Below are 13,732 nucleotides of genomic sequence, written 5' to 3' on the forward strand. Positions count from 1 at the left end.
GAACGACCCCGACGCGGTGTTAGTCGCACCGGCCGGGGTCTCACCCCAAGATCGAAAAGAGCGATCTCGTGGCTACCCAGAACAGTAGCGCCGCCCTGCGCGCGCCCGCATCCGCGCCCCACGCCCATCGCGGCTACGGCAAGCACTCCGCCCCGGACCAACGCCCGCCCCGTCAGGACGACTTCATGCTCCTGTCCGAGCGCGAGCGGTACATCGCCGGATACGTCGACCGGCTGCCCGAGGGTGCGGCCATGGACATCAAGTCGCTGGCGAAGAACCTCCCCCTGTACGGGCAGATGGCCGTCGGCACGGCCCTCAGGGCCCTGGCGGTGGCCGGGCACCTGCGCCGCGTGCTGTGCCGGATCGAGGTCGACCACCAGAACCGCTGGGTCACCCGCACCTTCTGGTCCCGCACCGCCCGCGACAACGAATGGTGGACCACCCATCTCGCAGCCGAGAGCGACCGGGTCCCCGAGGAGGCGGCAGCGACGCCGCCCGTGCCGGATCGGGTCCCGTGCGCACCGGACGAAGTGGCCGCCCCCGTAGGCGCCTCCCCCGCACCGGCCGGAGCAGCCGACCCGTCACCCGTCCCCTGCGTACCGCAGCAGCGAACCCCGGACCCCGCCCCGGACGTGCCCTCTCCCGCCTACCTCGCCCTGGCCCGACTCGGCAGGACCGAGCCCCGCCTCGCCCTCTCGGCCGACGACTGCCAGGCACTGGAGGCACTGGCCGCCGAGTGGTTCGCGCGCGGTGTGGACGCCACCTATCTCACCCACGCCCTGACCGCCGGCCTTCCCGCCCGGGTCGACTCCCCGGTCGGTCTCGTACGCCGCCGCCTCCAGGACAAACTCCCGCCCCACCTGCCCACGACCCCGGCCCCGGCCGCGTCCGGTACCCCGGGCCGCCGTCTGCTGGTGGAGTGCACCGAATGTGGCGCCCCGGGACCGTCCGAAGCCATCCTCGACGGCCTCTGCCGCTCCTGCCGTCAGGCGCCGCGAGAGGAAACCGCAGCCGAACCGGCCATCGAACGCGACATCCAGGTCCACATGAAGGCTCTCCGCGACGGGCTCCGGCTGCCCTGAGCCGTGAGCGGCAGAGAGAAGTCCACCCGCCCTGACAGGCGCGGTCGGCGCTGGGCTTCGGGCGGCTGAGACCGTCCGCCGCTCATCGTGTCCCGTCCCTGTTCACGCTCCCGGCGTCGCCCAGGTGACCTCCGTCGGACCGGCTCGGCCGCACTCTCCTCGCGGCCCGTGTACCTACACGTGCGGTCCTGCTGGTCATAGGACCGTCCCCCGACGTATCCCGCGCCGAAGATTGCCGGGCACCGGCAATGCGGCGAGATCTGCCGCGCAGCATGATGGTGCCCGCCGGAGAAGGGGGACGTTCAGTGGAAGCGACCACCGCCCGCAGTGTTGCCCGTGCGCGCCTGGGATCGGGCCTGGTCGTGGCGGTCCTGCTCCTGCCCTTCGGCAGCTACGGACTGGCCCGGACGGGGGCGGTTCCCGAAGGCACACCGATCGTGCTCGGCCTGCTCACCGGGATCGCCGGCTTCCTGCTCCTTCCCGCACTCTGCGAGGAGCAGGCACCGTTCCAGCACTCGTCCTCGCGCCTGACCGCGCGCACCCTGACCGGCGCACGGTCCGTCGATCTGAACCGGATCACCACGGTCCGGCTCCTGACGACCTTTTCGTACGGCAGTACCTACCGCACCGTGGTGGTGCGCGACATTCATGGCGTGCGCCTGGGAATCACGACCCGCAGAAGCCTCGGGAAGCTGCGCCGGGCGATCGAGAAGGCGGAGGCGAACGCCGCACGGGGTGCCCCCGCGCCCCGGGTGACCCGTGCGGCCCGGGCACACCTGGCCCCTGCCCCGGGGCGAGGGCTCGTCGTCCACACGGTTCTCGCCTTCTTGTTCACGACGGTGTCCGGCAGCCTGTACGTCTCTGTTCTGCTGATACTCGGCGGGCAGTGAGCCTTCCCCCGCAGTGACGTACGAGCTCGTGGGACCCGCTGGCGGCGACGACCCGACCCGTGGGCACGCAGCAGGGCCGCAGTGGTCGTCCCGTACACGTCGGTTCGGGCGCCTCCGACCGGGCACGACCGTGGCAGCCTGCCGCCATGTCAGCAGAGGCGCGCGAGCACACAGGCCGTCGCTATGCCGTCCAGTTCCACTACGCCCTGCCCGACGACGCCTGGGCCGTGGAGCTGAGCGAGGCCGTGCCCGCTCCGGCCGCGCGGGCCGAGAACCCTGACGCGGACAGGCACCTGCCCGGAGCCGCCTTCCTGGTGGCGTTCGTCCCTGATGAGGATCCGAACGCGGAACCGGCCGTCCACATCCACAGCCATGACGGACACGTCGTCCCCTACGCGATCACGCGCTGGTTCATGGAGCAGGTGGCCGATCACGTTGATCGCTGCGGCACGGCGATTCCGAGCTGGCACGATGGAGGGACGCGCACTCCGAGTACGCGTACGCCGTGAAGCCGCGGCAGAGCTCGTAGGGGATGGAGAGGTTTCGCCGGTGTCGTCCGAGGAAGACCGTACGGGGGTCGCGTCGCTTGATCACGCCGCCCTGCTCAAGGACCTGCAGAAGCAGGTCGCGCTCCTGGAGGACGACCTCCGGAAACGTACGGAGACGGAGCAGGAGTACGCGACGGCCCTGCACGCCGAGTACGACCGGGCCCTGGAGTCCGAGCGCACGGCCTCCATGTACGAGACATGGCGTGACGAGCGCGTCGTGCAGATCGCCGCAGCCTGGGTCCTGGCGTGCGTCTTCGTCCGCTTCAGCGAGGACAACGGGCTGATCCCCGACGCGTGGCTCTCCGGCCGGGGTGACCGGCTGGCCGAGGCGCAGGACCGGCACGACGACTTCTTCCGCCGCAGCCCGAAGCTGAACGACCGCGACTGGCTGACCGAGTCGTTCGGCGCCCTCGCCGACGCGCACCGGACCGCGGCCGGCCTCTTCGAGCGGGGCCACAACCCGCTGTGGGAGGTGACGCCGTCCTACGAGGCGGCGACCCGGCTGCTGGCGTTCTGGCGCGAGCGCGGTGCGGACGGCGAGGTCCGCTACGACTTCACCGACCCCGAGCTGGACACCCGCTTCCTCGGCGACCTCTACCAGGACCTCTCCGAGTACGCCCGCAAGACCTACGCCCTGCTCCAGACCCCGGTCTTCGTCGAGGAGTTCATCCTCGACCTGACGCTGGACCCGGCCATCGAGGAGTTCGGCCTCGACCCGGTGTGGAAGCACAAGCCGGCCGGCTGGGACGGCGAGGAGGACCCGGACGGCCAGGTCCGGGGCCTGCGCTGCATCGACCCGGCGTGCGGCTCGGGGCACTTCCTGCTCGGCATGTTCAAGCGGGTACTGGAGAAGTGGCGCGAGCTGGAGCCGGGTACGCAGGACTGGGTCCTGATCCGCCGCGCCCTGGAGTCGGTGCACGGCGCGGACAAGAACCCCTTCGCGGCCTCCATCGCGCGCTTCCGGCTGCTGGTCGCGGCGCTGAAGGAGTGCGGGGTCCGGGAGCTGCGGGGCGCGCCGGACATGCCGATCCGGGTGGCGGTGGGGGACTCGCTGCTGCACGGGCGGGGCGCGGAGGGTGTGACGGAGACCCTCGATACGTTCATGGGGGAGCGGGAGGCGTTCTACTACCGCACGGAGGATGCGGGGGAGTACGCGCGGGAGGTGGACCTGCTGGGGCGCGGTACGTATCACGTGGTGGTGGCGAACCCGCCGTACATCACGGTGAAGGACAAGCAGGAGAACGCCAACTACAAGGCCGCGTACAGCGCTTGCTACCGGCAGTACGCGTTGTCGGTGCCGTTCGCGCAGCGGATCTTCGAGCTGGCGGTACGGGCCGGGGGTGGCGAGCGGACTGGTGGCTTCACGGGGCAGATCACCGCGAATTCCTTCATGAAGCGGGAGTTCGGGAAGAAGCTGATCGAGGAGTTCTTCCCGAAGGTCGACCTGACGCATGTGATCGATACGTCGGGGGCGTTCATTCCGGGGCATGGGACGCCGACGGTCATCCTGGCGGGGCGGAACCAGAACCAGCTGCAGGCGGACAAGGTTCGGGCTGTGCTGGGTGTGCGGGGGGAGCCCAGCCAGCCGGAGGATGCTTCGCGGGGGTTGGTGTGGCAGGCGATTGAGAGGCAGGTCGGGAAGCCGGGGAGCGAGTCGGACTGGGTGAGTGTGGCCGAGAAGCAACGATCTGATTTCTCCGCGTTTCCCTGGAGTCTGTCTGGTGGCGGAGCATCGGAAGCAATGGGCATCCTGGGACAAGCCCCACGCGTGCTTGGCGGCGTTCTCGGCAGGCCAATCGGCTTCGCGAGCTTTCCTGGACAAGACGAAGTCTTCTTCCTTTCTAAGCAGTGGTTTCGCCAACGCCCTGATGCACGCTGTTTGGAACGTCGGCTAGTCGTTGGTGAAGTGGTGCGGGACTGGGACACGGCGGCTGAAACCCCCGCGCTCGTGCCATACGGCACTGAACACGAACCTGTTGCCTACGAGGCGAGCACAACGTGGGGACGACACCTGTGGGCCATGAAGACCGTACTCGGCTCGACCACAGGATTTGGGGGCCAGACTCGTGCAGAGTCCGACGAGCCTTGGTGGACTTGGTATCGATGGGTGAAAGCGCGATACAGCACACCACTATCAATTACGTTCGCCTTTGTGGCCACGCATAACCACTTCGTGCTGGACCGGGGTGGGAAGGTGTTCAAGCAGTCCGCGCCGGTGATCAAGTTGCCGGAGGGGGCCAGTGAGGAGCAGCATCTGGAGTTGCTGGGGGTGCTGAACTCTTCTGCGGCTTGCTTCTGGTTGAAGCAGGTAAGTCAGGGCAAGGGGAATCGGGGCGGCGAGCGTTCGACAGGGCGCTGGGCTTGGGAGGAGTACTTCGAGTTCACCGGCACCAAGCTGCAGGAGTTCCCTCTTCCCGCCTCGCTCCCGCTCACCCTCGGCCGCGAACTCGACACGCTTGCTCAAAAGCTGGCCGAGCACGAGCCGTCCGCTCTCACGGCCGCTGTTGTTCCGACCCGCGCCGCACTCAAGGAGGCTTCCGCCGCCCAGGCCAAGATTCGCTCCCAGATGTTCGCGCTCCAGGAGGAGCTGGACTGGACCGTGTATGGGGCTTATGGGCTTCTGGCGCCGACAGAGGTCGCCCGTGCCACCTTCCCAGATGTTTCTGCCGGTCTGACGGACGGATCTATCCCCCAACTCTCTCTCGGTCAACGCGCTTTCGAGATTCAGATGAAAAGTCATGCGCCGGATGATGAGTCCCAGAACGCCTGGTTCAGACTGCACAGGTCCACTCCGGCTATCGAGATTCCTACGGACTGGCCCGAGCCCTACAGGAACGTCGTCCAGGCCCGCCTAGACCTCATCGAGTCCAACAAGGACATTCGCCTCATCGAGCGCCCCGAATACAAGCGCCGCTGGTCCACCGAGCCCTGGGAGAAGCGCGAGGCTGCCGCCCTGCGTGCCTGGCTGCTGGATGCCGCCGAGCACGCGGACCTCTGGTTTGAGGAGCGCAACGAGTTCACCGCGCCCCGACCTCTCACCGTGAACCAGCTCGCCGATGCCCTCCGCCATGACGAGGACGTCCAAGCCGTCGCCGCCCTCTACGCAGAGGACCACCTCGGCAAGCGGGATGCCTCGCTGGCGACCGTGCTCGCAGCGATCATCGAGCCCGAGCACGTCCCCTACCTCAGTGTTCTGCGTTACAAGGAGACCGGTCTCCGCAAGCGCGAGCAGTGGGAGCAGGTCTGGGAGCAGCAGCGCGAGGAGGACCGTACCGGGCAGCGGCTCGACATCAAGGTTCCGCCGAAGTACACGGGCGCCGACTTCCTCAAGCAGTCCTACTGGTCGAACCGCGGCAAGCTCGATGTGCCCAAGGAACGGTTCATCTCCTACCCGGGCGCGTCCACGGACAACGACTCGTCGCTCCTCCTCGGCTGGGCCGGCTGGAACCACCGCGAGCAGGCCGAGGTCCTGGCCAACCTCGTCCACGACCGTGCGGAGCGGGACGGCTGGCCGAAGGACGACGCCCGCTTCGTCCCGCTCCTGGCCGGGCTCCAGGAGGCCATGCCCTGGGTGCACCAGTGGTACGACGAGTTCGACGAGGAGTGGGACGGCAACCCGGCCGAGGAGTTCCAGAGCGCCCTCAACCTCGGCCGCACCGAACGCCACCTCTCGGAGTCCGACCTGCGCGCCTGGCGCCCCGAGAAGAAGCGGGGCGGCCGCAAGAAGGCCGCCGAGTAGGCGCGTACGGGCACATGCGGGTGGGGCCGGAGCTCGGCCCCGCCCTGGACTCCGCGAACTCGGCCCAGGCAGGCGGCCTGACAGGCACGGTTCAGGACGGGATCAGCTCACTGTGTCTGTCTGTCTCCACCGGCGTGGGTCGTCTTCCAACTGCGCCCGTTCCCAGCCGCCGTGTTCGGCGGCGGCCTCGTAGGTGGTCTGCAGGAACTCCGTCAGTGCGCGGTCGGGGTCGGGGGCGGTGCGCACGGTCTCGTACGGGAGCAGGAACTGGCCGTTCTCCGAGCTGTAGTAGGCGCCCTCCGGCCCCACGGGATGGTCCGCGAAGCCCGCGGGCTCAGGGTAGGCGTAGGAGTAGAACGCGCCTTCCTCTCCGCCGCCCGGCCAGAAGCCGCAGCTGGACAGTTCGCGGGAGTAGCCCTCGACCATCACCCAGTCGCCGCAGTTCGGGGCGCCGCCTGGATGCGGGGGAGCGGAGCGTCCGGAGAAGCGGGTGCAGGCGAGGTCCATCGCGCCCCAGAAGAAGTGCACCGGGCTGGCCTTGCCCGTGAAGTGCGCCCGGAACTGGCCCATGACGCGGTTCGCCTGGAGCAGCTGCCGCCAGAACAGGTGCGCCGCCTCTGCGTCGTAGGAGGCGTGCTGCTCGTCTTCCGCGAACGGGATCGAGGGGTCCACTTCGTTCGGACGCCTCTGGAAGTCCGCGCCGATGCCGAGCGCGTCGAGCGCCTCCATGGTTTCGGCGTAGAAGGCGGCCACCGACTTGGGTGCCAGGGCCACACTGCGGTCGCCGCCGTCGCTGCTGCGGATCCGCAGCTGATGGTCGACGAAGTCGAACTCCGCGTCGAACACGCCGCTGCCGTAAGGGATCGACCCGGTGGTCAGCCCTCTGGGGGTGACGTGCAGAGTGACCTGCCACCAGTGGTTGAGCAGGGGCGCGTGAGCCAGCCGGAGCTTGCCCACGATCTGCGTCCACATGTGGAGCGTGTCCCGCGTCGCGGTCCAGTCGGCGACCCGCAACGACGGCCATGCGGCAGGCCCCGACGCCGCCGGGCGGGTGGGGGAGTGGTGAGTACTCACGGCGTCTTCCTCCAGAGGGGGCTATCGGTGCTCGGGGTTGCTGAAGCCGGGACGGCAGCCCGCGTCCCACTCGCTGCGCCGGTTGCCGTACGCCGGGATGCCGCCGGCCGTACGCAGCATCGCCGCCAGGTGCAGCATGTTGTAGGTCATGAAGGCGGTGTTGCGGTTGGTGAAGTCGTTGTCGGGTCCGCTGGAACCGGGGTCGAGATAGGACGGGCCGGGCCCGGCCTCGCCGATCCACCCGGCGTCGGCCTGCGGCGGGATCGTGTAGCCGAGGTGCTGGAGGCTGTACAGCACGTTCATGGCGCAGTGTTTGACACCGTCCTCGTTGCCGGTGATCAAGCACCCGCCGACCCGTCCGTAGTACGCGTACTGCCCCTCGTCGTTGAGCAGGCTGGAACAGCCGTACAGCCGCTCGATCACCCGCTTCATCACCGAGCTGTTGTCGCCGAGCCAGATCGGCCCGCACAGCACCAGGATGTCCGCGCCGAGCACCCGCTCGTACAACTGAGGCCAGTCGTCACGTTCCCAGCCGTGTTCGGTCATGTCCGGCCACACTCCGGTGGCGATGTCGTGGTCGACGGCCCGTACGGTCTCGACGTCCACTCCGTGTTGCCGCATGATGCCGACACTGCGGTCGATCAGCCCGCCCGTGTTGCTGATCTCCGGCGACCGTTTGAGCGTGGTGTTGAGGAACAGCGCCCGCAGCCCGTCGAACGATGGCGTCGCGCCGTTCTTCTCCACGGCCTGATCCATTGGTGTTCCTTCCGGTGTCGAGCGCGGCCTCCACGAGTGGGACCGCTGGTGGGCGCCTCCGCAGGGGCGGACATGTGGAGGGTGCTGGTTGCCTCCTGCTTCCTCCACGGAGGCCCGACGTCAATCCTGTGGCCGTCCGTGCACGGCCGCCACAGCAGCCGCACAGCGGGTGGGAGGCGTGCAACTTCGCGCCCTGGACGGCGAGAACGCCAGGGCAAACCCCGAGAAGCCGTTCTCGCGCCGCCCCTGCCCGGCCCGCTCTGCCCCGCCGGGCATCAACCGGCAGTCGCGCCGAGACAACGAGGCTTCCCCTCAAGGAGTGCACCCCAATGGCCCCCACCCTCGCTCTCTGCTGAGCGCGTCGGCATCACTGCCATTAGCGTTCCGCATGACGGAGGCCCGTATGAATGGGTACGGGCGCATTCGTCACCCCGGAGTCCGCTCCCGCTCACGGTCCCCCGACCTGCTCGGGTGCCTTGCCTTCTGTGACGCGACCCAAGGCTGGGCGGCCCTGGCTCTGTTCATCCCCCACACACGGAGGCGACCATGGGCTTCGCTGGCCGGCCCTTCATATTCCTTGCCGTTGCGGTTCTCGGCGGCTCTGCCGGGCTCGCCACCCTTGGATTCGCGTCGGCAGACGTGGTCCCGCGGAAGGCGGCGGACGTGGTCCCGCAGAAGGCTGCCGCGACTGCGGCAGCCCACCCTGCCGACGGCCCGACGGCGAAAAGCCGCACCATCCGCGTGGAGGCCCGGCTGCAGGTCGGCGAAGAGCTGGATCTGGGGGCAGCGGGCCGCAGCGTCGGCGACCAGTTCGTCTTCAGCGGGAACCTGGCGTCGACCGGGGGAGCGGAAGAACGCCCCGTCGGCCGCTTCGGCGGCTTCTGCGTCATCACCGACCTCGAACGCAACGCGGGACAGTGCTCGTCAACCGCGGTGCTGCCGGGCGGGCAGATCACCGTCCAGGGCGAGCAAGCCGGAATCCCGGCACCGGAAACGGTCGTCAACGCGATCACCGGAGGCACCGGAGAGTTCCGTACGGCGCGTGGCCAGGTGACCCAGCGGGTGTTGACGCCGGCGACCTGGCAACTCACCTTCGAAGTCCTCGACGTGCAGCCTCATCGGGCCAGGGACGGTCACGTGCCGTCCGAGGCGCCGATGCCTCCGTCCTTCCCCGGCAAGTAGCTGCGTCAGGCGGTCTCAATGCCGCCCGGGATGCGCAGGGGTGAGAGCAGCGCTTCCCGCCCGCGTCAGATACCGGGCAGACCCCGTCACAGGCCCGTCCCGGACATCGATGCGCCTCCGCGACCCGACCCGCACCGATCACCGCACATGGAGACGTCGTGATCAAGAACTTCCGCACATTCATGAGCTGGGGCGTCGCCCTGGCCACCGCCACGGCCGTCACCGTCACGGTCGGCGCAACCGCCGGAGGCCCGCCGAACCCGCGGCCGACCGACCCCCAGGCCCGCCCGACGGCCGGTCAGGAGAAGGAGCCGCAGGCTGCGCCTCGGGCGACAGAGCGCCGACGGATCGCCACATCGGTCCTGGGCAGGGACCTCAAGTTCACACTCACCGCTCTGAGGTCGCAGACCGATCCGCTCGCGGCATCCGTGCGCCTCCAGGTCTTCACCTTCAACAACGGTGCGTGGAGAGAATCGGACCGCGCTCCGGTCGGCGAGGCGGACGCCTGGTTCTGGTTCCCGCTGACCGGCCGCCACGCGGTGTGCGAGTTCTCCACCGCCGGCACGGAGCCCGCACCGGTTGCCGTCAGTTTGCTGATCACGCCGTCGATCGGCTGCTCACCGGCCGAGAACTTCCAGATCGAGAACGGGCAGATCATCCCCGGCTGACAGTCGCTGGTGACTGCGGTGCCTGCCGCCGCTCGTCGTCGGCAGATTGGTTCGTCCCCTGCTCCGTCGGGCGAGGGTGGGGCCGGAATCCGGCTCCACCCGCACCCGATACACGGTCCTCGGTACGTCAGCCGCGCGCGGCCATCCGCACGAACGTCGTCCACTGGACGGCTCCGACGCGCAGGGTCGGGCCTCCGGACTGCTTCGAGTCGCGAATGTGGACGGCCGTGTCTGCGGCCGCCACCTCCACGCAATCCCCGCCGTTGCCCGCGCTGTAGCTGCTCTTGAACCAAGCCAGCTCGCCTGCGCGCGACGCGGGTTCTTGTGTGCTCATTGCTCTCCCAACAGCCTCTCGATGAAGGCCAGCGACTCCCTCGGGGTGAGTGCTTGGGCCCGGAGCACGCCGTAGGTCGATTCGAAGGCGCCGACCTTCTTCGGTTCCGAGTGCAGTGCGCTTTCGTCCTGCACCTCCATGTAGGCCATCCTGCGCTGATCTCCGATGTGGAGCAACGTGAACGCCCCTGCCAGCCCGGCGTGTTCCTCACGGCTGGTCGGCATGACCTGAATCTCGATGTTCCGCTCGTGCCCGTACAGGAGGAGCTGCTCCAACTGGCCACGTAATACGGCTTGTCCGCCGAGGGGTCTGCGGAGGACGGTTTCCTCGATGACGAAGCTCAGGAGCGGTGCAGGCCGTCGGGAGAAGAGCTTCTGACGTTCCATGCGCGCTGACACACGCTGCTCCACGATGTCGGCGTCCAGAAGCGGGCGCCACATCTCGAAGACTGCTCGCGCGTATTCCTCCGTCTGCAACAGTCCCTTGACGACGTGGCTGTCGTACGCGTGCAGCTGCGTAGCCTCCGCTTCCAGCCGCGCGTACTGCCGGAAGAACGACGGATACCGAGCCCGCTCCACCTCGCCCTTCATCGCGACGAGCATCCCCCGCCCGCCCAGAACCCGGTCCACCGCGTCCACCATCTCGGGCTTGGGGATGCGCCGGCCCTGTTCCACGGAGGCGATGTGCGCCTCGCCGTATCCGACGCTCGCCCCGAGTTCCGCCTGCGTGAGCCCCGCACCCTCGCGCAGCAGCTTCACCTGGCGGCCGAAGCAGCGCAGGAACCCGCCTCCCGGATCTGCGGCATCCTCGACGGCACCGGCCACCGCAACGTCCATGCTCCCTCGCTCCCTCGGTCGGCAAGCAGTGGCAGCAGGCTAGGACGGTCCGACCCGGAAGGAAGCGCTTCCGCATGAATGTCCGTCATGTGAGTGACGTCGACACGTAGTTCAGGGGTTACGAGGACGCCTTGCCCACCAGACTGTCCGGCCATCCCGTGATGCGCCCCTGGTCGCGAAGGCGGTACAGGTCGCCCGCCAGGGCCGACTTCGCGCCGGGCGTGCCCGCGGTCCAGCCGAAGAAGCGGACGGCGTCCGCCACGACCTCGCCGTAGGGGCGGCCGGGCTCGTCGTGGATCAGGCCGGCGAGGGCCGTCCGGCGTTCCGCCGGTGCCACGCGTTCCACGGTGCGCTTCGTCAGGCCCGGGAACGGGCGGCGGGCGTAGCGGCAGGGGCGGTCCGGCACGTCGAAGAACTCGCCGTCGACCGCGACCCGGCCGTCCTCGGCCAGCTGCTCCACCGCCGCCCGGATCAGTTTCTTCTTCGGTGTCGTGAACGACTTCAGGTGCAGCACCTCCCGCGTGTGCAGGAAGAACACCTCTTCGTGGATCGGCCCCTCGGCGGCGATCAGCTGATGGACGAACTCCACCAGGGCGGGGGCCGGTGCCTTGCCGGTCAACGGTATGGACGCACGGTCGAGGTCGAGGAAGTCCGCCGGCTGATAGGGAACGTCCCAGTCCTTGTCGACCTCGGGAAGTCCGGTCGCGTCCTTGGCCATGGGTAAGTGCCTCTCTCCGTAAGGGCGTACACCGTCCACACGGCGCACGATCTTCCCGCATGTTCGCAGAGTGCCCGGCGGGGGCCTCGCACGGACGTCCTGCGTCCCGGGACCGTGCGACCGTGCCGAATCGCGTCATGACCACCGGCCAGGTGTGGTTCGCTGCCGGGGTGACTCAGGACCTGGAGATCGTCGCGTTCGCATCGGCCGAGGCGTTCGAGGCATGGATCGGCGAGAACCACGCCGTTTCGCCCGGCATCTGGCTCAAGCTGCGCAGGAAAGGCCCCGGCGTCGTCGCGTTGGACTACGCCCAGGCGCTCGACGTGGCCCTTTGCTACGGCTGGATCGACGGCCAGAAGGCCAAGGTCGATGACCAGTGGTGGCTCCAGCGGTTCACCCCGCGCAGGCCGCGCAGCAAGTGGTCCAAGATCAACCGGGACAAGGTGGCCGCCCTGACCGAGCAGGGCAGGATGCGTGCGCCTGGACAGGCCGAGGTCGACCGTGCGAAGGCCGACGGCCGCTGGGAGGCGGCCTACGACGGCGCGAAGACCGCCACGGTGCCGGACGACCTCACGGCGGCCCTGGACGCGGAACCGGCCGCGGCGGCGTTCTTCGAGACGCTGGACCGGCAGAACCGCTACGCGATCCTGTACCGGATCCAGGACGCCAAGAAGGCCGAGACCCGGGTGCGCCGGATCGAGAAGTACGTGGCGATGCTGGCGAAGGGCGACAAGCCGTACCCGTAGGCGCGGAGAAGGCCCGACCCGTGGTGCCCTGTACTCCCGGTATGCCCACGGGACCTTTGCACGACCGCGCCGTAAAACAGCATCGTCAACGGTGAAATCACCCAGGAGGTCTTCCCCTGCCGGTGCATGGAGGGCGATGATCACATCGAGGGCCCGGACTCGGCTGGCTACGAGGAGGAGCCTGCGGACTCCCCCTCGTTCGCTGGAGCCGAGGAAATCTTTCTCTCCAGTGGCATGGATGAGGACTACGACTTCCGCTGACGACCCCGGGACCGGCGGTGGTCGGCCCGTGACGTGAAAAGGGCCGCACGGGTTGGGCGAGTCCGAGCGTGCTCGGCCGTGGAGGGCCGACCACGGACTACTGGGGCGGGCCACCGCCCTTGGGCCGCGCATGACCGACCAGAGAAGCAAGCCCGTACGTGGTGCCACGTACAGCCCCGTCAGCCGCCTCCTCGACCCCGACAGGACCAGGCCGTACGGCCGTTACCCCTGGTGGGAGCGGTTCGGGTCGCGGGAACCTTCCGCGTATGACGATCCCCGGCCTCACCGCGCCGCACCCCGGCGACACCTTCGAACTCCGCTTCTCCGCCACCGCGCGCGGAGCCCGTCTCGCGCGGCGGCTGGCCTCCCACCGGGTCCACGAGTGGGGTCATCGCTACGGCTCCGAGGTGAATGACACGGTGAGCCTGGTCGTCGGCGAGATGGCCGCCAACGCGGTCACGCACGGACTGGTGCCCGGCCGGGACGTGCTGCTCCGGCTGATCCGGGAATCAGGAGGGCGGCTGCGGGTGGAGGTCAGCGACACCCGGGGCGAACGGCTGCCGGACCTGCCCACCGGCCTGCCCGCCGACGCGGAGACGGGGCGCGGGCTGGTCCTCGTCGCCGCGCTCGCCGAGGAGTGGGGCGTCACCCCACGCGAGGGCGCACCGGGCAAGACCGTGTGGGCTGCCCTGGCGTCCGCCCCCGTAGTCGTGACAGAACCCGGAGGGATCGGTGAGCGGCACGGGGTGGCAGCCACCCAGCCCGGTCCCTGGGTGCACAAACTGACGGCGGGCGGGCTGAACCACACCTCGGGGGACGTCCTCGTACAGCGTCCGGCCGCCGCTCGACGGCGTGCACAGTCCTGATCCTCTTCAGCCCGTCCTCGTCCCCGGACGTG

Annotated in this window: 13 protein-coding genes; 8 read left to right on the top strand and 5 right to left on the bottom strand. The window is 69.0% G+C overall.

Annotation, left to right across the window (positions count from 1 at the left end):
* The first annotated feature begins 68 nt into the window (after positions 1-68).
* The 4 genes from OG844_RS30105 to pglX all read left to right on the top strand — a co-directional run bounded on the left by OG844_RS30105 (position 69) and on the right by pglX (position 6,259).
* Entirely contained in the window at positions 69-1,082 is a 1,014-nt protein-coding gene (locus OG844_RS30105) for a MarR family transcriptional regulator (protein ID WP_406394504.1), read from the top strand.
* Positions 1,083-1,387: 305 nt separating this feature from the next.
* Positions 1,388-1,972 (top strand): hypothetical protein, encoded by a 585-nt coding sequence (locus OG844_RS30110; RefSeq protein WP_406394505.1) that lies wholly within the window; start codon positions 1,388-1,390, stop codon positions 1,970-1,972.
* A gap of 146 nt (positions 1,973-2,118) precedes the next feature.
* Positions 2,119-2,481: a hypothetical protein gene (locus tag OG844_RS30115; protein WP_406394507.1), complete on the top strand. Its 363-nt coding sequence runs from the start codon at positions 2,119-2,121 to the stop codon at positions 2,479-2,481.
* Positions 2,482-2,521: 40 nt separating this feature from the next.
* Complete coding sequence (gene pglX / locus OG844_RS30120) at positions 2,522-6,259, top strand: BREX-2 system adenine-specific DNA-methyltransferase PglX (RefSeq protein WP_406394509.1); 3,738 nt, start codon at positions 2,522-2,524, stop codon at positions 6,257-6,259.
* Between the two features lie 102 nt (positions 6,260-6,361).
* Here pglX and OG844_RS30125 read toward each other — a convergent pair whose 3' ends face one another.
* Complete coding sequence (locus tag OG844_RS30125; protein WP_406394510.1) at positions 6,362-7,333, bottom strand: DUF5996 family protein; 972 nt, start codon at positions 7,331-7,333, stop codon at positions 6,362-6,364.
* A 21-nt stretch (positions 7,334-7,354) separates the two neighbouring features.
* Positions 7,355-8,089, bottom strand: a complete 735-nt coding sequence (locus tag OG844_RS30130; RefSeq protein WP_406394511.1) for a flavodoxin family protein — start codon at positions 8,087-8,089, stop codon at positions 7,355-7,357.
* 546 nt (positions 8,090-8,635) lie between these two features.
* Here OG844_RS30130 and OG844_RS30135 point away from each other — a divergent pair.
* On the top strand, positions 8,636-9,271 hold the full coding sequence (locus OG844_RS30135; RefSeq protein ID WP_406394512.1) for a dirigent protein: 636 nt from the start codon (positions 8,636-8,638) through the stop codon (positions 9,269-9,271).
* Positions 9,272-9,429: 158 nt separating this feature from the next.
* The gene (locus tag OG844_RS30140) at positions 9,430-9,939 is read left to right on the top strand and encodes a hypothetical protein (RefSeq protein ID WP_406394514.1); all 510 of its coding nucleotides are present in this window, start codon (positions 9,430-9,432) and stop codon (positions 9,937-9,939) included.
* Between the two features lie 127 nt (positions 9,940-10,066).
* Here OG844_RS30140 and OG844_RS30145 read toward each other — a convergent pair whose 3' ends face one another.
* From OG844_RS30145 to OG844_RS30155, 3 genes are all read right to left on the bottom strand, one after another.
* Complete coding sequence (locus OG844_RS30145) at positions 10,067-10,273, bottom strand: DUF397 domain-containing protein (protein WP_406394515.1); 207 nt, start codon at positions 10,271-10,273, stop codon at positions 10,067-10,069.
* On the bottom strand, positions 10,270-11,109 hold the full coding sequence (locus tag OG844_RS30150; RefSeq protein WP_406394517.1) for a Scr1 family TA system antitoxin-like transcriptional regulator: 840 nt from the start codon (positions 11,107-11,109) through the stop codon (positions 10,270-10,272). The genes OG844_RS30145 and OG844_RS30150 overlap by 4 nt, the downstream gene beginning before the upstream one ends.
* 118 nt (positions 11,110-11,227) lie before the next feature.
* Entirely contained in the window at positions 11,228-11,827 is a 600-nt protein-coding gene (locus OG844_RS30155; protein WP_406394518.1) for a hypothetical protein, read from the bottom strand.
* A 137-nt stretch (positions 11,828-11,964) separates the two neighbouring features.
* Here OG844_RS30155 and OG844_RS30160 point away from each other — a divergent pair, with 137 nt between their 5' ends.
* Complete coding sequence (locus OG844_RS30160; RefSeq protein ID WP_406396311.1) at positions 11,965-12,573, top strand: YdeI family protein; 609 nt, start codon at positions 11,965-11,967, stop codon at positions 12,571-12,573.
* Between the two features lie 527 nt (positions 12,574-13,100).
* The gene (locus OG844_RS30165; RefSeq protein WP_406394520.1) at positions 13,101-13,700 is read left to right on the top strand and encodes an ATP-binding protein; all 600 of its coding nucleotides are present in this window, start codon (positions 13,101-13,103) and stop codon (positions 13,698-13,700) included.
* Positions 13,701-13,732: the final 32 nt, after the last annotated feature.

This window comes from Streptomyces sp. NBC_00887 (assembly GCF_045207585.1).